The sequence below is a fragment of the Dyadobacter sp. LHD-138 genome, assembly GCF_030929615.1.
Lineage (GTDB): Bacteria > Bacteroidota > Bacteroidia > Cytophagales > Spirosomataceae > Dyadobacter.
Genome location: NZ_JAVFVU010000027.1, coordinates 84,065 through 107,778, shown reverse-complemented (window position 1 = coordinate 107,778; position 23,714 = coordinate 84,065). Strand labels below are relative to the sequence as shown.

General features: G+C 45.5%; 12 protein-coding genes. 2 read left to right on the top strand and 10 right to left on the bottom strand.

Annotated elements, in window-relative coordinates; all coding sequences use genetic code 11:
- Positions 1-236: 236 nt before the first annotated feature.
- On the bottom strand, positions 237-1,976 hold the full coding sequence (locus RB622_RS19470; RefSeq protein WP_308048284.1) for a 7TM diverse intracellular signaling domain-containing protein: 1,740 nt from the start codon (positions 1,974-1,976) through the stop codon (positions 237-239).
- Between the two features lie 1,124 nt (positions 1,977-3,100).
- Positions 3,101-9,718 carry a discoidin domain-containing protein gene (locus tag RB622_RS19465; protein WP_308048283.1) on the bottom strand — a complete coding sequence of 2,206 codons (6,618 nt, stop codon included), beginning with the start codon at positions 9,716-9,718 and terminating at the stop codon, positions 3,101-3,103.
- A 534-nt stretch (positions 9,719-10,252) separates the two neighbouring features.
- Here RB622_RS19465 and RB622_RS19460 point away from each other — a divergent pair.
- Together RB622_RS19460 and RB622_RS19455 are read left to right on the top strand one after the other, a co-directional pair.
- Positions 10,253-10,444 carry a hypothetical protein gene (locus RB622_RS19460; protein ID WP_308048282.1) on the top strand — a complete coding sequence of 64 codons (192 nt, stop codon included), beginning with the start codon at positions 10,253-10,255 and terminating at the stop codon, positions 10,442-10,444.
- A gap of 250 nt (positions 10,445-10,694) precedes the next feature.
- Positions 10,695-11,105: a hypothetical protein gene (locus tag RB622_RS19455; protein WP_308048281.1), complete on the top strand. Its 411-nt coding sequence runs from the start codon at positions 10,695-10,697 to the stop codon at positions 11,103-11,105.
- Between the two features lie 463 nt (positions 11,106-11,568).
- On the opposite strand, the gene RB622_RS19450 is transcribed toward RB622_RS19455, so the two are convergent.
- From RB622_RS19450 to RB622_RS19415, 8 genes are all read right to left on the bottom strand, one after another.
- Positions 11,569-13,602: a copper-translocating P-type ATPase gene (locus RB622_RS19450; protein ID WP_308048280.1), complete on the bottom strand. Its 2,034-nt coding sequence runs from the start codon at positions 13,600-13,602 to the stop codon at positions 11,569-11,571.
- Positions 13,603-13,753: 151 nt separating this feature from the next.
- On the bottom strand, positions 13,754-16,039 hold the full coding sequence (locus RB622_RS19445) for a multicopper oxidase domain-containing protein (RefSeq protein ID WP_308048279.1): 2,286 nt from the start codon (positions 16,037-16,039) through the stop codon (positions 13,754-13,756).
- A gap of 79 nt (positions 16,040-16,118) precedes the next feature.
- Entirely contained in the window at positions 16,119-16,682 is a 564-nt protein-coding gene (locus RB622_RS19440) for a DUF3347 domain-containing protein (protein ID WP_308048278.1), read from the bottom strand.
- Between the two features lie 28 nt (positions 16,683-16,710).
- Entirely contained in the window at positions 16,711-17,928 is a 1,218-nt protein-coding gene (locus RB622_RS19435; protein WP_308048276.1) for an efflux RND transporter periplasmic adaptor subunit, read from the bottom strand.
- A gap of 4 nt (positions 17,929-17,932) precedes the next feature.
- Positions 17,933-19,255, bottom strand: coding sequence for an efflux RND transporter periplasmic adaptor subunit (locus tag RB622_RS19430; protein WP_308048275.1), 1,323 nt, complete (start codon positions 19,253-19,255; stop codon positions 17,933-17,935).
- A complete protein-coding gene (locus tag RB622_RS19425) occupies positions 19,233-20,486 on the bottom strand; it encodes a TolC family protein (RefSeq protein WP_308048274.1) in 1,254 nt (417 codons plus the stop codon). The genes RB622_RS19430 and RB622_RS19425 overlap by 23 nt, the downstream gene beginning before the upstream one ends.
- Positions 20,470-22,398 carry an efflux RND transporter permease subunit gene (locus RB622_RS19420; protein ID WP_308048273.1) on the bottom strand — a complete coding sequence of 643 codons (1,929 nt, stop codon included), beginning with the start codon at positions 22,396-22,398 and terminating at the stop codon, positions 20,470-20,472. Before RB622_RS19420 ends, RB622_RS19425 begins: the two co-directional genes overlap by 17 nt.
- On the bottom strand, positions 22,395-23,678 hold the full coding sequence (locus RB622_RS19415; protein WP_308048272.1) for an efflux RND transporter permease subunit: 1,284 nt from the start codon (positions 23,676-23,678) through the stop codon (positions 22,395-22,397). Before RB622_RS19415 ends, RB622_RS19420 begins: the two co-directional genes overlap by 4 nt.
- Positions 23,679-23,714: the final 36 nt, after the last annotated feature.

Sequence of the window (23,714 nt, the reverse complement as noted above, 5' to 3'; positions counted from 1 at the left end):
AGAGAGGAGAATTTTGTCATAATGCCGAATGTCGTATAAAGAAGGAATTACCGCTTTTTGCCAACCACGGGGAAGGGGAAGCCGTGGTGTAAAACAGCGCTTTATATAACCAAAAGCCTAAAACCGACCGTAGACAAAGTGTAGACAAAACGATTAAAATTTCAGTTTTTGGCCAAAAATTGACGTTTTGGTGGTGATTTGAGCGGATAATGGAAAGGTTACTCTAACTGAGTGGCTCACTCATCTTCGGGAAGTGCCATTTTTTTGTACAGCCGTGTTTTGGCACGGCGAACACTGGCAGGGTCAATGTTGAGCAGGGAAGCAATCTCCTTCGTGGCGAGTTTCATATGAAAATAGGCGTATATGCGTATTTCATTTTTGGTCAGGCTCGGGTGTTTAACATATAAGTCTTCAAAGAAGCGTGGATGAACCTGTTCAAAATGCAGTTTGAATTTTGCCCAATCGGAATCCAGGTAAAGGTTACTGTTAAGGATAGCTTTAACTCCGTCTAGCCCCTGATGTTTATTGTCGGGAAACTGTTGATTTGACTCATGAATTTGTTTTTTTAGATCTGCCAGCATCTTGTTTTTTTGGACGATATAAAGCGTCGTCGATGCGAGTTCACGACGGTTTGCTTCCAGATTATGATGCAACAATTCGTTTCTGCTTTTTTCCACAAGAATTTCAGCGTTGATCTTTTGATTTTCCATCTCAGTCAATCTTTGGGCGAGCGTCAGTTCGCGCAGATCAAATTCCAGTTGCCTGGCTTGCATTTCTTTCACCTTCAGGTCGCTTTGAATCAGTCGCGTCCGGGCGACCAGAGCGATCGAAAACCCCAGCGACTGGGCGATAATGGCCATATCCGGAAGAAACGTGTTATCACTGTCATTGACCCCCACCAATACGTGAAAAAGCGTAGTGCCGACCATGAAAACCAGTGGCAGCATATTGGCCAGCAAAAAGGAACCAGCTGCCGGGAGTTTCCTGAGATAACCCGCGACACAGGTCGACAAAATAATGAGAATGAGAAAAAGCGCAAATAAATTCTCAAACGATCTGGTGTAATGTTCCAGATAAAATACCATCGAATTAATCAATATGATAACGGTCGTGATCGAAACATATACAATCAGTCCACGTTTCAAAACCGTATTGAGTACCGGAAGTGTCCTTTTTGTATCAAAAAACGATCGGGTGAATTGTACAAGACCATACATAATGCCTAGTATGCCTATATGCATCAGGAGGTAATTCAGATCATAGTAATCAAGCCAACCGCTGGGCTTTATCCAGAAAGTGAAAACCGGGCAATAAAAGATGAGGGAAAAAAAGTGCCTGTAAGAAGTGATATAGATTATTCCGCCCAGTTGAGCGATGAGATAGTATAAAACGGTTTTGTCCCGGAAACTGAAATAGATATATACGTTATTTAGAAAAAAGAGAAAAAGAACCGTTATCGCCACCATCCATGCGATCCTTAAATTTTCTTCCTTGCCAAGAACGCTATTTTTTCTGTTGAACTGAATTTTGCGTTTCAGTACATAGCCAAACTTCCTGAGCGATGACACCTCGACTCTGACATACAGCGTATTAACCATTTTAGCCTGTAAGACACAGGGCATGATTCCCTGAATGCGCCGATTATACTTTGATTCAGTCAGAATACCCGCCCTATACCCTACCCATTTTCCCGCATTATAGTCGAAATTATATAACGTATTGTCCATCAAAGGCTCTACCCGCACGTCGTAAGACCTTGCGTAACCGTAAGGGTTATTGACCTTTACTCTCAGCCAGTAAACTGGTATTTCGGCAAGCCGGAGCGAATCTTCTGCACTGAATGGCAATGAAGGATTGGCCAGGATCTGATCGAACGTGTAGCCGCGATCGGGCAGGATCTCGTATTGATCAGTAGAAACTGAAGTGCTGTCATTCAAGGTATATACCGGCTGTCCGACAACTTGAAAAGTTAACAATATGCAAAAGAAGAAGTAGGTCAGGTTCAATGCAGCGGCTGGTAAGCAATAAAAACAAAAAGCGATCAAGGGAAGTTTTGCTACCTCTTTGAAATCAAATCTGTTGGGTACAATAAGCGAATTCCCGAAAATACAAATATAACTTAGAAAATTATAAATCTATTCTGCATAGGAAAAGCTAATGAATCCAGAAAAGATCCTTTTACTCCTTTTAAAGCTTTTTAAAGACGTTCTGTACATCATAAATCTCGGATCAATTCTAAAAGTTGTAGAGCGCATAGGACTTATCCAGGTTTTTGCTTGAATCAATCTAGTCTGTTTTGGAGAGTTTCCTGCCTATCATTCCATTCCTGTCATCTGGGTTCGCCCCCGAAAATTTCGAGTTAGCCTCCATCGATCGACAGGAAGGCGTGTTCCATGGACATATAGAAAAACACGGATGATAATGACCCGGAGAGAAAGAGAACCTGCTCTCCAAAAACTTTTTTCCAACGGATAAGATTCAGGGTCTCCCAATTCGTCCCCACAAGGTTTTCTTCACATTAGACTGGAGAATTCGGATACCCGGACCAGTGGATTCCGCGGCAAAATGACCACTTTGAAAAATCGTTCAACCCTGGTGTATTTCTTTATTAATCAATCATTTGTAATTAATTTCAATGTCCGATTTTATATGACCTCGATTTCCGTATTCAGATGGTCACAGGCACCGAAATCTCCAGTCAACCTTTCCTTTCAAAACTGCATTCTGACAATACTTTTTTTGGCTAAGTCACCATTTTTTGACCATCGAACCGAACCAAACCGCCCTGGGTCGCGATCCAGATAAACCCGAAATTCCCAAAACCAGGTCCTGTATGCTATTCTGGGGGAGGCCGTTTTCGTCTGTAAATTGCCCGAGAGAATACTTTGGCCAAACCCGTTGAAAGCCATAGCACGGCAATACTGCAATAAAGTATAAAGAAGAAAGTAAATATTTAGGCATCAAGAACTATCTCGTTCCAAACTACACTGACAATTTCGCAAATTAATCCACATTTCAACTTCGAATGATATGATTTTTGTCATAAAACCAAAAGCCGCCGGAGGCTATTCCCCGGCGGCTCTTCGTTAGTCAGAATAGATCAGTAACTGAGCACAAACTGCTGGCTGAATGCTTGCCCGGCTATCCGGTACGAAATCACATAAACCCCAGCCTGAACATCCTTGCCGAAAGCGAACTTATGCTTCCCGCCTTCCCTGGTCAGCTGTACTGGCACCTCCCTGCCCGAAGCATCATACACAGTGTACGATTCAATCGCAGAGATGCTCGCAATGGATATGCTCCGGCCATACGAAGGGTTAGGATAAACCCGGTACAATTCCAGCCTATTCCAGCTCGTCACAGTAACAATCCTTGAATAGCTGTAAGTCCCATCCGCATCGACCATCTTCAAACGGTAGTAGCTCCTCTCATCACGACCCACCCCATCCAAAAACGAATATTGCGAACCGCCCCCTCTTACCTCACCGATCTTCACAAAACCAGCTTGTGGCTCTGTCGATTGCTCGATCTCGAAACGGTCGAAATCCCTCTCGTCCGCAGTTGTCCATTTTAACAAAACACCCTCTGCTGTTTTACCTGCGCTAAAAGAAACAAGTGTAACTGGCAGGGCGGAGTAGGTAATGGTCAGTTGCGCAGTGTTGGAAGTATTGCCCTCACCGTCTTGAACGGTATAAGTAATCGATGTAGGGTTACCTGTATAGCCGACTTCCGGTGTAAAGGTAATTTCACCTGTTGCCGTATTGACAGTCCACGTTCCCTGTCCGGTCACCACCAACGGGTCCCCGGGGGTTGCAGTACCTGTGATCTGAATTGTGGCCCGGTCAACCAGGTCACCTGTAATGTCATTCGCCGTCACATTGACTGTTGCAGCAGCATTATAGGTGCCTGAACCGGAGTCATTGGTCGCCACAGGCACATTGTCGACCGTGATTTCTACTGGCACAGAGGTTTCCCCGTCATTGTCCTTTACCGTGTAAGTAATCGGTGTAGGATCTGAAACAAAGCCTGTTTCAGGGGTGAATGTTACCACGCCAGTGGATGTTACTGTCCAGGTGCCTTCGCCAGGGACCGTCAGTTCGTCACAGTCGCCATCGGTATCGGTGTCTGCACAACTCCCGCCTCCGGCAACAATCAAATTAACGGTAGTCGGATTGACCGGGTCCCCCCCCGCATCGTTGGTAAGCACATTGACGCTAGACGCAGAGCCAGGTGAATTGTTGGTGATGATGTCGCTCACCGCTACCGGCGGTGCCACAGGGACGCAATTCGCTGGCTGGGAACCTTCGTCCTGGGCCGAGCCCAGGACCTGGCCGCCCGAAACAAGGGTAGGCACACCATTGGCATCCACTGTGGTGCCCAAATTGTAATCCACGGGCCCTGCCGTGCCCCCACTATTCCCGCCTGGCATGGAAGAATGCACCAGGTCCGCCGCAGTAATGGCATCGCTGCCGTCGTTGCTGCCCCCTTCCATCGCATCCGAACAACCGTCGCCGTCGCTGTCCAGATCGTGATGGTTGACAATGCCGTCACCATCACTGTCGGTCGTGCACGATGGCTTGGGATGGGCCGATGCAACGTAACCGGTGGTGTTGTGAACGGAAGCCACTTCATAGGATGTGATTGCCGGGGTGCTCGTACCTGCTATTTTGACAATGCGATAGTATCTGTAATTATTGGCAGCATTGTTGTTAACAGTAAAGGTTTTAGTCGTAGCGGTTGCACCTGCCGCAGCCGTCATCAGGTCGTCCCAGGTCGTCCTGTCGTTAGAACCCTGGATCATTGCGGTCGCCGAAGTGCCGAAAGTGGTCCCATAGTGCGTAATGCTGGTTAACCGCACCGTCGTCGGATATTCCATGTTGTACACCACCGTGCCATTCACAGCCGCGTTTATATTGATCACATTATTGCTCGCAGCCACGCTGGTCGTCGTACCATCATGCATGAAGGGCAGGTCCACCTCGGTCCCGTCGTCGTTGTTCAAGGCAGTTGATACTTTGGCGATAATGCCGGCCTCGGCCGCGGTGTAAAAGCACCCGGGGCTTTCCACCGCATCCAGAATACCGTCGTTGTCGTCGTCGATATCGGTGATGTCACTAATGCCATCGCTATCCGTGTCGGCGCACAAACTGATGTTACCAGCAATTGCAAACTGTGTATACGTTGACGGATAATTTGTGACACCATTCTGGTCCGGGTCCACACTGTCGTTCAGGCCGTCGTTGTTGGCGTCTGCTCCGGCAGTATCCAGCTGACTGTCTGCGACATCCGCTATGCCATAACTGCCACCATCGTTGTTGGTCCCTGAGGCAGGAGAGCTAACATCTGTCCGCGGATTGACACCTGCTTCCCTCACGTCGGGGCAGCCATCGCCGTCGCTGTCAAGATCGAGCCTATTGGGCACGCCGTCCAGGTCCGTATCGAGATCCACGCAATTCTTCTCTTTAAAATAGAATTCAGTAGCCCAGCCCGTACCCACTGCGCCAGAGATACCGAAATATCGGTAATATTTAAAGGCAGTCGCATTCTGGCCAAAATTCGCAACATTGGAACTTGTTTGCGTACTCTGCCCTATCTGGTTATTGGCGTAGATTAAAGTTCCGGAAATGTCGGTCCACGAACTTCCGTTCTGGCTACCCTGTATTTTGTAGGTACTGGTTGTACTGAAGAGCGTTTGCCCGCCATAATGCCCTACTTCCCATTGGGTCAGTATTTTCGGGGTCGGAAATTCCACCCTGAACCATTCTGCATTGCTTAACGTGCCGGTGGGGTTATACATGACCAGTGTATTTGCATCCACTGCATCCACCAGGTTGGATAAAGTTTGGGCACCGTTAAAAGTGTAGTTGATCGTCGAAGGTTTGGTAATCGTAACGCCGGTCTTCGAAGTATTGGAACCCGCACAGTTTTCTTCCTCAATGTCGATTATTCCGTCATTGTCATCGTCGATATCCACTACGTCCTTGATGCTATCCCCATCGGTATCCAGGCACGCGTTCTGGGACGCGGACAATGTGTAAAGATTGTAGGTAGAGGTATAATTCACAATGCCGCTCTCCGGTACGGTTTCCACCGGATCCGCCAAACCATTGCTACCAAACGGGCCAGCTGTTACCGCATTATCGGTCGTAACATTACCGGTGCCGCTATTAAACATTTCGCCTGCCACCAGTGTCCCGCTCACACCCGCCTCTACTGCATCCGGGCAGCCGTCGCCGTCACTGTCACGGTCAAAAAAGTTTGATACCCCATCACCGTCCGTATCCGAGTTACACCCCGACTTCACCGGATGTCTCGAAGCATTGTAATTTTTGTATTGAATGCTGAACTCGGCCAGCCTCGCATTGTCGGTTACGTTGGTATTGCTCGTGCCCACGATCCTGTATGAGTGATACGCTTTGGCAGGCTGCAGTGTATTGGAGAATGTAACAGTGGTATTTACTGCGTTCATCGTTTGTGCGGTCGAAAGCGGCTCCCAAATGCTGCCCATACTCAGCCCTTGCAACTGCCAGCTACCACTTCCAAATGCAACAGCTCCCACGGCCAGCTGAACATTGTCAATAACGGCAGTATTTATTACAGGCAGTTCGAACGTAACGAGCGCTTTGTTTTGGATATTCACTGCCGGGGTAACCTGACCAAAATTGGAAAGGTTATTGTCATAGGTCCTGGCAAGCGAATTGGTAGTATTCCACGCAAAGTCCGAGCTTACCCCCTCGGTAATATCCATCGCCTGCGCTTCGGTAAAGAAGCAACTTGGGGATTCGGTTGCATCTGTAATACCATCGTTGTCGCTATCGATATCCTGCTCGAAATCTGGAGTTCCGTCGCCGTCTTCGTCCGCGCAGGCATTATTATCGGCCAGCGTCGCCAGGAACAGGTAGGTATATACATACTTATATTTGTCAGGATCCGTATCCGACTGCAGTGCGTCGGCAAACCCGTTGCTTCCATACGGGCCAGGAACCACTGCATTGTCCGTTGATACGGTAGAAGTAACCGTACCTCCGCTGCCATTTTGTACATCGCCAGCTATGGAAGCGACGTCCGAATTGTTGAAAAGAATTGCCTCCCGGGTATCAGGACAACCGTCTCCATCGCTGTCCAGGTCCAAACGGTTGGGTATGCCGTCATTGTCTGTGTCCGTATCGGCTAATTCATAACATCCAAATCTAAATTCAGCAAGAGTAAGATTATATTGAGAACTTATACTTGTACCACTTGTTGAAACCCACCCATCATTTTTTGCAGGACTGTCGGAATCGTACCAGCCGTTCAAAACACTAATGCTTATTTTTGTTACGTTGGCAAATGTTTGTCCAAAATCAAACTTCTGTGCATAATTTGGCGTACCACTACCAGTTGGTTTTACCGTAGTAAATGTTTCACTTGTAAAGCTATTGGCTCCATTATTATACGTTAAGGTAACTTTAAAGTCTTTTATGGGACCGTCTCCACCAACAGTACCGTCGCTTGATTCCGTCGCCCATAACAAAATATAACTTGCACTTGATCCTGCTGGAAGAGTATAATCAATAGCAGCTGCTGTCACATTGTCAGCTCCGTACCAAGCGTTTGAAGTTGTTACAGCTGCATCAGTGGTTGCCGAAATTCCCGTACCAATCATCCCTGAATTGTCTATCGTGGCAGCAATTGGGCCCCAAGAAGTTGATGGTGCAACTACAACAGAACTCGGTATCGCTGCCTCTATATTACAAACGGCTACCATTTCCATGGAGTCCAATACGCCGTCATTATCATCATCAATGTCTATCAGGTCTCTTACACCATCCCCGTCGGTATCTGTACAAGCATTAACAGAAGAAGCAATTGCATAGGAGTTATATGTCGAAGTATAGTTTATGATACCATTGTCTGCAACGGTTTCCAGTGAATTGTCCAATCCGTTTTCACCCATAACTCCAGTAAATTCATAATCCGCAGTGGTAGTTGTCGTTGCCCCTCCTTCCAAAGCATCACTGCAGCCATCTCCATCGGAATCCAAATCGAAACGGTTCGGAACGCCATCATTATCGGTATCCAGATCAACTAAATTGTTGCATGGATATGCAGAACCGTTTTTAAGCGCTATATTTATTACTGCCCGTGTATTAAGATCGCCATTTTCATAAACTATTATCTTTAATTTCGTATTAGGCTCGAAGTTTACTTCTTTTGAAGGCGTAGCTGTTGTCCAATCGTTGTTACAGTAAATCAAAGAATCTGTACCATTTGCCAATACTTTATATATCTTTTTTCCATCGTAAATAGTTCCTGCAGAAAGGGTATAAAGGCCTGCATCTAAATTATTGAATGTATGTTCAAAAAAAACGGCATACGATTTGTCAGGGGGATTAGCTCCTGTGATATTTCCTCCGGAAGCATTAAGGGTTGATAGTACCGATGTTTGAGTATTTGGATTAGTCCAGTTAAGAGATAATCCATTGTAGGTCATTGTTCCACTGGCATGCTGTGTTAGCGTACCCAAACTATTAGCATCAGTACACGTCCCAAATCCAGTAGTGGTATAGTCACAAACGGTTACATTCCAACTAGGTAGTTGACTACATCCTATTTCTACTGCATCCAATACGCCGTCATTATCATCATCAATGTCTATCACGTCTCTTACACCATCTTCGTCGGTATCGGCACAAGCATTAATAGAAGAAACAATTGCATAGGATCTATACGTCGCAGTATAATTTATTATACCGTTGTCTGCCACGGTTTCCAGTGAATTGTCCAATCCGTTTTCACCCATAACTCCGGTAAATTCATAATCCGCAGTGGTATTTGTCGTTGCCCCTCCTTCCAAAGCATCACTGCAGCCATCACCATCTGAATCCAAATCGAAACGGTTTACAACTCCATCGCTGTCCCCATCTATATCTCCACAGTTTTTTTCTGTAAAATAAAATTCAGTCGCCCAACCACCTCCTGTCGAACCGACGATTCCGTAGTAACGATAGTACTTATAGGCAATGTTATTTTGTTCAAAAGTCGCAATATTGGAGTTGGCCTGGGTACTTTGCCCGAAACCGTTGTTTGCGTAGATAAGAGTTCCCGTTATGTCTGTCCAGGTGGTGCCGTCCTGGCTTCCCTGAACTTTATACGTACTTGTGGTAGAAAACAAAGTTTGACCCTGATAATGCCCTACCTCCCATTGCGTTAATACTTTTGGGGAAGGGAGTTCCACCCTAAACCATTCGGCATTGTTTAGCGTACCGTTGGGATTATAGATTACCAGCGTATTGTTGTCAACTCCATCCACCAAATTTGCCAGGGTGTTACCATTAAAATTATAATTGATGGTAGCTGGCTTGGTTACTGTTACGCCACTTTTAGATGATGCATTGCTTACACAAGCTTGTTCAGTAACATCCAGCACACCATCGTTATCATCGTCAAAGTCAACGCCATTGCAGGCACCGTCACCATCAAAATCATCGGTCGGTTCCGTTCCGCCAACGGTACCACCGCAGGTGGCCAGCACCTTTTCAGCGCCGGACAACAATCGCGCGAGCACAGTTTCGGTGTACCATTGACCGTCAAACAGAACCGTTCCCGCCGGAGACTGCTTCAATAGCAGATAGGCACTGGAAACAAGGCGTTTCTGGTTTCCTGCCATTACCGACTGGACGCAAAAACAGAAGCTGAGCAAAAAAAACGTTGAGTGTAAAAGCAAAATTCTTTTCATAAATGGCATTAGTTTGGTGAATTGTATAATTCAGAATAAATCGCTGCTTCTGTGAGCGAGTCTGATAGGAGGAAGAATTACGGGAATTGATCTCCAACGAACCCAACACAATTTCGCTGTTAAAATTAACAGCAGATACTCTAATCCACCGTCGCAAATACACCTTGAACTTGTAGCTATATTTGCGAGTTTATAGCAATTTTGTTACAACTATTGTGATGTATTGATAGATACTTCTACGATCAAACACGAATTAAACTCAACCGCAAACCACTTCATGTTAAAAAAAGACTCAAACTCATCAATTAGGCATGGAGCCAGCGCTGTTACACTTGAGCCATCCAAGTCAGTTCAAGTTTGCCTTAAAAAAAGCCAGCATACCTGCTGGCCCCTTTAAGTGTATGTACCCCATTTTTCAGACAGCCATTTGTTGTTGAATTTCTTTTGGTGGAGTGAGCGTAAAATGGAGGGGCTTTTTATGGAGGCTCATCCAGCGCGAAAGGAGTCAACATTCCTGACACAGAACAGGTGTTTTTGATACCAAACTATATTATCCAAGATGCTCTTATTAAAGACGGAAGTCAACAGTCACTTTTGAATCAACGTTATGATTTTTTTAAGGCGACTGGAATGTCAATGAGCATCTTGGATTGGAACCTGACACTTGCTGACGGTCTTGCAAAAATTATGGGTGCTGAAGTGAAGGTTTTTACCCTGCTGCCGTAGTTTTGGACTGAAGCGTTGGCATTGTTGTTTGGGTATTGATGGAAAGGAGATTTTGGTCGTTTAGAGTGATGCCGACTATGACTGGAATAGTCTATCCACTTGGGATCAGGTGAAAACAATTGTATGGGCGTTGGGTTTACGGGACTTGTTTTTAACTCATTCTGGTTAGCCGTAGCTCCTGGTACAGCTTCAATTCGGATGGCCGTTTATGACGACCTTGATTAATTTTAATAACACTAATACAAAAACCATGTTATTTTTTTTCATCAACCTAAGAGATTTTTTCTATACCCGGGCAAGCAAAAATTCGGGATCGAAAAATATTGATTATCGATTATCGATGTCAACACTATTTGTGCTCCATTACATGGCCTTGTGGATAATTATTGACATAGTTTTAAAAAAGTATCTACATGGATTTTCAGTTATTGAGTTATTAAGAGCGGCTCATCTTCTGCCCAAAATATTGACAACAATAGCTTTTTTTTCTCCTTTGGCAATTGTTATGTTTTTGCTATTTAAAGAACTTAAAAAGTACGAAGTAACAAGAATGGATAAAGTAGAGGAAAGAAGATGGCTGTTTGTTACAATCACTATCGTCGTGACAGGTGTCATGGCCTTAATGATCTTACCTCGTTTTGTAATGAAAATTTTGAACTGATAAAAATTGCGTATTGAATCAGATGTCAAACAAAAAGAAGTTGTCTCAAAAGGGCAGCCTCTTTTTATCCTTTTATGAATCACTCTCAAAATACCACCTTCTGAAATAATTTGGAGAATTCACTAAAAATCAATCACTACCTTTTTCAGATTACCTGCAAAAGGATAGGATGACTTGGAGCATTTGGATTCGCCGGTTCTCCATCATTTATCGGGCAACTACAGCCATGGTTCAAGTCAGCACCACACAAACTTCAACAATTACAGCTACCTAATTACACCTTTCAAAAGCGGTCCAATTTGCTCCTCCGAGGGCGGCTCATGTTCCGTCTTAGACATTTATGTCTATACCTGGTAAGCATCTGGTTTAAATCAAGCCAATTCTTGCATTGGTACATAGGCAGAAAGGACGTTAACTTGATTTTGATCATCTCATCAAATTGCTCGTTTGTCATAGTGTACTTCTATTTTACCCTCAATAGCTTTGCATTAACTGCAACCACAATGGTGGATGCGCTCATCAGGACTGCCCCCATTGCCGGGTTTAACATGAAAGAGGGATACAAAACACCGGCAGCCAATGGTATGGCAATCACATTATAACCTATTGCCCAAGCCAGGTTCTGCACCATTTTTCTATAAGTAACCCTGCCAAATGTGATCATATGCACCACATCCATCGGGTCACTGTTTACCAGGATGATATCCGCTGTTTCAGCTGCAACATCTGTTCCGGAACCAATGGCAATACCAACATCAGCCTGTGCAAGAGCAGGTGCATCATTTACTCCATCGCCGGTCATGGCAACAATTTCTCCTTTATTCTGAAATTCCTTAACCTTATCCTGCTTTTGATGCGGCAGTACATTAGCCAGATAGCCGTCCATGTTTAGTCTTTTGCTTACGGCTTCTGCAATCTTCTCATTATCCCCTGTTAAAAGGAATGTTTTAATGTTCATCTTTTGCAATTCAGCGATGGCCTGGGCTGCACTTTCTCTGATGCTATCAGCAAAAGTGATCAAGCCAACAACCTTGCCATCAATAAGTACAAAGTTCACCGTGTCAGTAGCCTGGTCTACTTGATCCGGAATAGCTGGTACCTGTTTGCTTTCCTGTTTGAAGTAATTGGGGCCCGCAGCAACAACCTTTGTATCGTTTACTGTACCTGCTACGCCAACTCCCTGCATATAACTAAACTCTGTCGAAGGCCACAGCTCTAATCCTTTCTCTTTTAGCTTACGCATGACCCCATGCGCGATATGATGTTCAGAGTTTTGCTGAATTGCCCCGGCATACTGTAAGATCTGATCAGGTGAATACTGATCATCAATGGATATAATCTGCTGGATTTCATGAGAGCCTTGGGTCAGTGTGCCCGTCTTATCGAAAATAATAGTGGTAAGCTTACGGGCATTTTCAAAAGCAGTGCGGTTCCGGATCAAAAGACCGTGTGTTGCAGATAGTGTAGTTGAAATAGCAATGACCAAAGGAATAGCAACGCCTAATGCATGCGGGCAAGAAGTTACCATGACTGTAACCATTCTTTCCAAAGCAAACGCAAGATCCTTGCCAGCAATAGACCAAACAATAAAAGTGACCACGCCAACAGTAATGGAAACCAGCGTTAACCATCCAGCCACTTTATCAGCTAAATTCTGTGTATTTGATTTAGCTCCCTGGGCTGTTCTAACCATACTAATGACTTTTTGCAGATAAGTATCATCGCCCGCATAGGTTACATGAATCTTAAGAACGCCATCACTATTAACTGCACCTGCTATGACTTTGTCATCTTTCTGTTTCTGGACTGGAACGCTTTCACCGGTCAGCATACTTTCATTCACATAGGAACTACCTTCAAGGATCACACCGTCAGCCGGTATTTTTTCACCAGGCTTTATAAGCAACACATCACCGCTGCGAAGGTCTTTTAACGGAATGTCTGTTACCTGATGATCCTTCTGAACATGCACCACGGATGGAAGCAAAGCCACCAGCGATTCCAAGGCCTGTGAAGCCGCCATCTGGGATTTCATTTCCAGCCAATGCCCGATCAGCATGATATCAATCAGAGTAGCAAGCTCCCAAAAGAAGTCCATACCTTCCAGCCCAAAAACCACGGCAACACTGTATACATAGGCCGTCGTGATCGCAACCGCTACCAGCGTCATCATGCCAGGCTGCCTGCTTTTCAGCTCCCTGACAAGGCCCATCAGAAACGGCCAGCCCCCATAAAAATACATAATCGTACTTAGTGTCAAAAGCACATATTGATCAGCTGCAAACTTCCAGTTAAACCCAGCCCACTGCTGGATCATATGCGATAGCAAAAGGATCGGCACGGTGATGGCCAGACAGATCCAGAAGCGTTTAAGAAAATCTTCTGTGTGATGTCCAGCATGTTTGTCATGGCCCTGGTCATGAGAAGATTCCGACATAGCATGCATGCTTTCCACTGGCTCTTTTGGATGATGCTCGTGGTGGTAGTGATTTTCCATTGATTTAATTTTGTTTAAAAACTGGAACTTTAAACGCACTCAGGGCCGACAGCAGCAAACATCTTTTGGTCAGCCCGTTGAAATCTTGGTATTGCTGCCAGGGTTTTAACTTAGAAGGAAAATCCTGCCACATGTTAAACAATCCCCTTGATTAGAACCTTACTAATAAGCCCCCACCCAGTTTATACCTGGAATCATACCCTCCGGATAAGGAAATGTATTTACCAAGCATATATTCCAAGTCCAGATGGTATTCCTTATCGGTGTTGATACGCCAGTTGAAAAAAAGTTTTGGCAACAGCCATTCCTCCCCTTCCATCGCAAATCGTACACGCCCATTTGAATTTACACGCAGATCTGCATCGATGAAAAAAGGAAGGGTATAGCGGACTCCAATTACCGGCAAGTCAAAATCCTGCGCAAACGTTTGTTCCCCGTTGAATATATTGTAGTACCGCTGTTTCACGGCACCAAAGCCAATGTAGGGCCGCAGCCAGTCTCCAATGTATCTTTCGTAACTGATATTGGCCTCATATTGAGAACCATAGTTGTAATTTCCTTCAAACCGGATCGCACTACTTCTATTAATAAAATTAGCCTTCGCTTCTGCCATATGTGATTTGGCAGCAATACTGCCATAAAAAAACCACATTTTATCTTCCTTAAATAAATTTCTTAGCGGGTAGCTGGCCAAAGATGTATCACGGGTACTTCCCTGATATCCAACAATACGGGCCATTCCACTCATCATATGGTAAAGTACGTGACAGTGAAAAAACCAATCTTTTTCCTCAGTCGCATCAAATTCAATGGTAACGCTTGTCATTGGAGGAACATCCAGGGTGTGCTTTAAGGGAGAGAAACCCCCTTTCTTATTGAGCACTCTAAAATAATGACCATGCAAGTGCATGGGGTGGTTCATCATCGTGGTATTCTCTAATTCGAACTGCACGATTTCACCTTTTTTTATCTCTATCTTATCGGCTTGCGAAAGAACTTTATTATCCATCGACCATACATAGCGGTACATGCTACCGGTTAATTTTATGTGAACTGTCCTTCTGAGTTTTGACCTATCAAAAGTTGTTTCCTGTTTTGCGCTTAACAAATCATAATTGAATATCGTCAGCGAGTCGTTTTTAACCAGGTCCACACCTTCCATATTCATTTTGCTATGGTCCATTTTGGTCATATCCATACCCTCATGGCCTTTTTCCGGCTTCGCAACAGGCTCCTTCTTGGGTGGCTGCTCCATATTCATTTTACTGTGGTCCATTTTGTTCATGTCCGTATCGGAATGACCCATTCTATCCGGAAAATTAACAGACATGTCCATCATCATCTCATCCATATTCCAAACGTTTGGCCTGGGGACAGGTGTGGCAGATAGTGTATCCCCTTTACCCAGATATAAAGAAGCAAATCCGGAGACATCCTGAGCAGTTGCCCTGAACTCAATGGTTTTATCCTTCGGCACCGTCAACAGAAAATCATAGGTTTCAGCGATCCCCATCAGCAATCGGTCTATTTTGATTGGCTTTACGTCGATCCCATCCGATGAAATCAATTCCAGTTTCCCTGCCCCGCCGTGGAGGTAAAAATAGGTCGAAGCCGAACCGTTAATGACACGTAACCGGACTTTATCGCCCGGTTTTAAATCCGGAATACTTTCTTTGCGTTTTCCATTGGCCAGAAATGCGGCATAATAAACATCCGACAGGTCCATCGGCGGCATACGTTTCCAGCCATTCTTGATTCTGTTGCTCAATCCTTTGTGCTGCATTAACTTATCCAGGCTCTGGGCATACCCTTTTTTAATGGAATACCACTCACTTGCAGGATCATTCCTTTTCAACGCATTCAGCACACGCCTGGGGTTCTCATCCGTCCAGTCTGATAACAAAAGCACAAACTCCTTATCCACTTCATAGATTTTTTTTCTGGGCTGGATTACGATTGAACCGTATAAACCACTTTGCTCCTGGAGCATGGTGTGGGAATGGTACCAGAACGTACCGCTTTGGATGAGTGGGAATGTAAAAGTATATTCGCCTCCCGGCTCGACAGGAGCTGTTGTCAGATAAGGTACACCATCTTCTTTATTGGGTAGCAACAGCCCATGCCAGTGGATTGATGTTTCATGCTGCATCAGATTATGGACATGAATCACGGCGGTGTCACCCTCTGTAAAATGTAAGGTCGGTGCAGGGATCTGACCATTTACAGCAAGTGCCGGTACCTTTCTTTTGCCACTGATGTTGGCTAATGTGTCATTTACATACAGATGGTATTCGACCTTGCCAGCTTTTGAGTTTTCGAAAAGTGGTTTTTTTACCGATGCCGGGCCGACTGATCCGGCACCATGCTGGTGCTGCGCGAAAACATCCACAACAGGCAGCCATAATAATAGTAGTAGTAGTATAGTGAATAGTTTCATCAGAAGTGCTTTTAAGTATTGTTGAAAATTGGTTCAGGGCAATGCCCTGAACCCGGTACTACTGGGATCAAACTTCGGTTTAATTCACCGTTTCCTTTACTTCTCCACAGGAAATCATTTTATCACCGAAATATGGATTTTTAATCTCCTTCTGGTTTGAAAGCCAATAGGCCCCTTTAGCCTTATTGGCCATTGGGCAAAAATCAACATACAGCTCCCCCCTACTTAAACCCGCTTTTTTTACCATGGGGATAAACTCGTTACTTAGTGAGGAATACAGCCCCCTTTGTTCTTCGATATCTTTGGCTTCTGTAATTTTTGAAGCTATTTTTGATGTGGAAGAACTTTCTAAAATCTGGCCTAAACCTGCTTCAATGGCACTGGAAGCTATTTTTGCTTCTGCTACGTCTGAATTGATTAAGGCCGTGGTCAAATGTATATAGTGCTGGTAGACTGCATTAAGCTTATCATCTTTTAATTCGACTTTACCTGTTTCTTTGTCACCCATATCCATGCCTTCATGGTGCTCATGGGCTGTTGAATCCTGATAGGAACTGGTGTTGCTTTCTTCATTTTTGCTGCCACAGGCCGAAAGAAATACTATCATTGCCACTGGCATTGCCCATTTGGTTACGTTTTTCATCTTAATAAAATTTATGGTTAAAAATTGGCTATTCATGTAGATGCAGCGCCATAGGATCAGATCCCTTTTTCAGTACGTATTCACTGTATAAAAGATAAGCACCCGTAACAACCACTTTCTCGTCTTTGGCAATACCTTCCTTAATTTCAACCAGGTCAGCATTTTGCATACCAATCGATACCATGCGTGCCTGGAAAATGCCCGGCTTCGTTTCGATCCACACGTGCGCGCCTTTCGCGTCACGGATCACGGCATCGACAGGTAAAGTCATGGTATTAATCGTACCCGTAATGGGTAATATCAAATTGGCCTGTAATCCTGGCTGCCACCGATTGCCTGGGTTTGGAACAGTCCCCCGGACCTGCATCAGCTGACTGCCACTTTGAATTGCTGGTATAATGAAGTCGATGCGCATCGGCTGGGGCTTATCTTCCCAGCCTGCCACCTGAACCTGTACTTTTTCCCCTCTATGGATGCTGGCCGCTTCTGCCGGATAAATGTCGGCTTCCACCCATAAAGTAGAATAGTCTTCCAGGCGAAGTACGACGCTCCCCTCAGACACATATTGGCCTTCTGTTACCGAAAGCTCCGATATGGTGCCGCTAATCGGTGCCCGATACGTAATAAACGGCTCCTGCTTCTGGTTTTCCATTAAGTCTTGTATATCTTCTTCACTTTGATCAAACAACCGTAGCTTTTGACGGGCCGCCTTTTCAATGGCCCCAAACCGGATGTCCGAAGGGAACTGCTTCATTTGGGCATATGCCAACAAATATTCCTGCTGCAATGCGGAAAGCTGCTCAGAGTATATTGTATAAAGTGGCTGTCCTTTCCTTACCGGCACACCGGTTTCTTTGAAGTATAGCACCTGGATTCGCCCAGCCACACGGCTGGATACCACAGCAGTTTGGTCAGGGTTTACCGCAAGCCGGCCATTAAGCCTTTTGGAATTGGTCAAAAGGCCTCTGCCCACTGCCATTGTCGTTATATTGGCTAACTTTACTTGGCTTTCGCCCAATGTGATAGAGACATCCTTACTACTTTTATCGAAAATCACCAGGTCCATCCCACAGATCGGACAGGTGCCTGGTTTGTCCTGAACTATCTGTGGATGCATAGGACAGGTATAAGTCTTCTGCCCGGCTTGTGCGGTTTGCTTTTTTTGATCATCTTTACAAGCAATCAGAAGCATCCCAGGCGCAAAAGATGCAAAAGTGGCGAGCCTTAAAAATGCGATTCTTTTCATATTTTTAATTTTCAACGGTACTATTATCCTTAATAAAGCTCTCACTGTCTATCAGATAGGATGCATTGGACGCTACTTTCCAATCCTTGATATCAGATCGTATTTGCACCATCCCATCTACAATTGCCCCTGCTTTAACCTGCGTGGGTACCAGCACTTTACCTTGCTGCTTAAACACAATAGACTTACTACCGGTCTGCCAGACCGCTTTTTTATTCAGCCATAACCCATTTTGAAAAACAATGGGAATGCGCGCTGTCAGCAGTTGTCCTGGCGTCAGGTTTTTGCCTTTGAGATAGACCCTGGCCAAGGTGAAACGCTCGCCGCTTCGAAGAACCGGTTGGATCAGTCCAATCTGGCCGCTGGCCATAGTTGTTTTGTCATTGCCCGCATAAAAGAGCAGTTTTTGTCGTGGTTTGATGCGGGAAGATATAGCTGGCGATAGCGCGAATTCCGCAATCAGGCCTTCGGACGTATAAATTGTAAACAAGGTTTGTCCGGCTGTAACATACTGCCCGGCACGCAGAAGCACGGGAGAAGCCGCCGTCGATGGCGCAGCAGGGGCTGCCGGTGCAGTTGAGCTGCCTCCCATCTCATCCATTGCGGCGCCATCAACGCCGGAAACTGACGGCATAGGTGCGCCAGTCTGCGGTAAGTTAGCCGATTGTTCCAGGATGTATCCACTGGCAGGACTATACACCGGTACCTTATAGAGGATATTTCCTGACTTGATAATCTCCTGAATTTGCCCTGGACCTATTCCCAGTAGCTCCAGGCGCTGTTTTGCCTTTAGTAGTAAATCCGGACTGCCACCATCGTTACTAAGCATCAAAAGTTCCCTTTGAGCGGATGCCAGATCCGGTGAATAGACTTCCATCACCAACTGTCCTTTCCGCACAGGCTGGTAGTTGTATTTAATCAGCAGCTTTTCAATACGACCACCCACTCTGGATGCAAGTGAAACCTGGCTCCGGCTGTCATAAGTTACTACTCCTTGTGCCTGGGCTGAAAAAATACGCATCCCACGCTCTGCACTGATCAGTGGGATGTCGGCAATCACCTGGGCATTCACCGGCTTCAACAAAGCATTGAAGCTGCTATCAACGATCAGCTCTTTATTTGCTTTTTTTGCCACCAGGTCCATGCCACAGACCGGGCACTTGCCTGGTTTGCTGCTAACTACCTGCGGGTGCATCGGGCAGGTATACTGCTCCGATTCCTCATGAGCCGTATGCGCATTTTTTGGGGTTTTACGGTCACAGGCGGTTAAAAACACGGTAGCTAGTATCAGCACCGTTAAAAGGCTACCGATATAGTTCTTTTTCATAATCGACTATCATTTCATAGAGTTTCAATTTCTCATCCAGCACGTTCATCTGCATCATTGTCAAAGCTTCCCAGGCATCAATAACCACAGGAAGCTGGGCTTTATTTTCCTGGTAATTAACAAAATAGGAATCCATTGCTTTTTGAAGGACCGGAAGTATTTTATCCTGCATGGTACTAACCCTGGTTTGCATGGACCCAATCTCTGACTGCATACCATACAACATGCCCTGCGTTTCCACCAGCATGGCAGACCGCTCTTTGAGCATCCCCTGGATATTGAGCTGCATAGCCTTGATATCCGACTTATACATTTTCGATGACCAGGGAGCTATCGGGATACTGAGCATCCCCATTACGCTGTAAGCATTAGGCATCATGGCATCCAACGGGTACATATGGTCAAAGCGAATTTTAAAATCCGGCTTTTTCTGTTGTTTCATGCTTTCGATATTCAGTTGCATGGATCGGATACTTTCATTCATTTTAAAAACATCCATTCTGGCATCAGCCAGCGTAGCGGTATCGTAGTGCATAGCTGGCTGAAAGGAAGGTTTATAGGCAGTGTCAATTTCAAAAGCCTGGTTACCAGTCGCATTCATCAGGCTATTGAGCCATCCTTTCGCCTTCCCAATAGTGCCTTCCTGCATACGGATCATATTCTGGTTTTCCAGGATTTTCGACTCGGCCCGGTAAACCCCTCCCAGTTGTGACTGATTGTAGGGATACCTGACTTCTTCGATCTTTTTCATCATGACCATAATTTTCTCATTCTCTTCGAGTACCGTTACACGCTGCCTGGCTATGAGCCAGTTGAAATAGAGTCGTTTTGCTTGTGCCTTATATGTATTAAGGGTGATGCTTCGGTTAGCCCTTTCCACATTACCCTGCGAAGCGATATATTTTCTCTTTGCACTGAGCTTAGCCAGATTAGGGATATCCTGCTCGATCTGCAGCATCAGGCTGCCCTTGTCTCGAGCGTCCATAATCATTTGATTGGGATAAGGCATCATGAAAGTCCCCAAACCTATCATGGGTGCCATCCAGGCCGTGGCCGCGTCGGCGCTATGTTTGTAACTGTCCGCTTTAAACCTGTAGGACTGCAGCATCAGGTTGTTGTTATCAATTCGTTGTAAAATAGTATCTAGTGTCAATACAGGCTTCTGAGCCCAGCTTGCAAGTGGCAGCAAAAACAGGATCAACCATTTTACATATTTAGTGTTGCGTGTCATGGATTTGCAGTTTTCCGTATTTACGTAGCTCATATTCCTTTGTCATTAAAAATATCAGTGGTGTTACCAGCAGGATATGCGTAGATGATGTAAGCACGCCTCCGATCATCGGCAGCACAATAGGCTGCATCACGTCCGTTCCTATCCCATTGGCCCAAAGTACCGGCACCAATCCAAATAGCGAAACGCACACCGTCATCAGCTTGGGGCGCAGACGTTTGACCGCCCCATGGATTACGTACTCGCGCAGGTCATCTTTAGTGATTGTTTCAGCGGAGTTGCCCTGCTTGGTGACCAGCTGCTGCATCGCATCATTCAGATAGATGACCATTACGATACCGGTTTCTACGGCAATACCAAATAAGGCAATGAAACCCACAGCCACTGCCACAGAGAGGTTAACACCCCAGAAATAGATCATATACGCCCCACCGATCAAAGCAAAGGGAACGGTGATTAAGCTTAGAAAAGCTTCACGTAGCGAGTGGAAAGCGAAATAAAGGGAAATGAAAATGATCAAAAGTACCACCGGTGCAATCCACAGAAGCGTTTGCTTACCGCGTATCAGGTTTTCATACTGTCCGCTCCATTCCAGATAGTAACCCGGTGGAAGTACACCATTTGATTTACTGATCTTTTCGATGGCTTCCTGGACAGTTCCGCCTAGATCGCGCCCCCGAACATTGAACAAAACCGCACCCCGCAGCATGGCGTTCTCCGAGACTATCATCGGTGGGCCGTTTTCAAATACTACGTCCGCTACTGCTGACAAGGGTACTTCTCCCATGGAAGCAGACATCAAAGGAAGTCTGTTGATAGTTTCTACGCTATTTCGATAATTCTGGGCAAGCCTGACACTGATTGAAAACCGCTTTCTACCTTCAATGGTATTTCCTATCGGCGCGCCTCCCAATGCAAATTCAACTGCTTGGTTGACATCATCGACACTGAGACCGTAGCGGCTTAAATCTTCTCTTCTGGGGTTGATAGACAAATACTTCCCCCCTGTCACGGGTTCTACATAAAGATCACTGATGCCTGCCGTGCCTTCAAGCGTTCTTTTAACCCTTTCAGATACATTGGCAATTGTATCCAAATTCTGCCCATACACTTTAACACCTACATCAGTGCGTATCCCGGTCGAAAGCATGTTGATCCGGTTGACGATCGGCTGGGTCCAACCGTTGATCACACCCGGGATTTGCAGTTTAGCATCAAGCTCGGTAATAATATCTTTCTTTGTAATCCCAGCCCGCCACTCTGACTTTGGTTTCAATTTGATGATCGTTTCAATCATGCTGATCGGGGAATTGTCAGTAGCTGTACTTGCCCTTCCGGCCTTTCCCAACACCTTATCAACCTCAGGAACTGATTTAATGATTTTGTCCTGCACTTGCAGGATCCGTTTTGCTTCCGAATTCGAGATGTCCGGCAGCGTCACCGGCATAAAAAGGATACTTTGTTCATCCAGGGGCGGCATGAACTCCGAACCAAGACTGGCCAGCAACGGCATGGTCGCTAAAAGGGCAATGATATTGATGCCCAGCGTAGTTTTGCGCCATTTTAACACCCCCCTTATGACCGGCTCATAAACACGCTCAAGGACCCTGTTGACAGGATTGGCGTGATCGGGCCGGAACTTTCCTTTCATGATAAAAGATATCAGCACCGGGGCCAGCGTAATGACCAGTAAGGCATCCACAATCAAAATGAAAGTTTTCGTATAAGCCAAAGGGTGAAACAGCTTACCTTCCTGCCCCGTAAGCATAAATACGGGAAGAAAAGAGGTTATAATAATGACTGTTGCAAAGAATACCCCCCGGGATACCTGCTTGCTTGATTTTTCAATAATGGCCAGGCGTTCCTGTTCTGAGAGCCACTGAGGCTGTTTTTTATTTTTAAACCATTTCATAATGATGTCGTTTTCTGCTGCTCATACCGCTCAGAAAGATGCTTGTAGGCATTTTCACTCATAATAATGCCATTATCAACGATTACGCCGATAGCAAGGGCGATACCCGTTAAGGACATGATGTTGGATGAAATCCCAAAGGCATTCAGTAAAATAAAACTGGCGGCAAGGGTGATCGGGATCTGGATAATTATACTCAATGCGCTGCGCCAGTGAAAAAGAAAGATGATCACCACTAATGAGACTACGATCATTTCTTCAATTAACGTGTGCTTGATCGAATCAACGGATTCCTGAATCAGCTCTCCGCGGTCATAGACAATATCGAATTTAACGCCCTTGGGAAAACCCTTGGCCGCTTCGAGCATCTTTACTTTCACTTTCTCAATAACAGCCGCGGCATTCTCTCCATAGCGCATCACTACAATACCGCCAACGCGCTCGCCTTCCCCATCCTGATCGAAAATGCCCAGCCGGGTTTCACCTGTCATCTGCACGGAAGCTATATCTGAAACCCTAATGGGGATACTGGCCTGATTTTTGACTGGTATATTCTCAATTTCCTCAATGGATTGAAGATAGCCCGACGTCTTGATAATATAGCCAATGTCGCTTAATTCGAATTTCCTTCCTCCGGATTCATTGTTATTCAAGCGGATTGCACTTATTACCTGCGGTACAGACAAGCGATAGTAAAGCAGCTTATTAGGGTCCACCGTGATTTGGTATTGCTTTTGGAAACCACCAAAAGATGCAATTTCACTGACCCCTTCCACATTCTGTAAAGCGAACTTGATGTACCAGTCCTGCAAAGCCCTTTGTTCCCCCAGGTCCATTTCGGGGGCGTCCAATGTATACCAGAGTATATGTCCAACCCCTGTTCCGTCAGGACCGAGCTGCGGGCTGACCCCGGTTGGCAGTGACCGGGATACCGTACTTAATCTTTCCAGTACCCGCTCACGCGCCCAATATACGTCCACCTCATCATTGAAGATGATATAAATAAAACTCATCCCAAACATGGAGCTGCCCCGGACATATTTGATTTGGGGAAGCCCCTGAAGATTGGTAACCAACGGAAAGGTAATCTGGTCTTCAATTAACTGGGGTCCGCGCCCCATCCACTCTGTAAAAACAATGACCTGATTCTCGGATAAATCCGGAATGGCATCAATAGGATTCTTCTTCACGGCAAACGCGCCCCATACAAGCAGTCCTGCCGACAAGACCAGTACAATGAACCGGTTCTGTAATGACCATTCTATAATACGATGTACCATACTGAATTCTATAAGTTGACCTAACAAGGTCTTAAT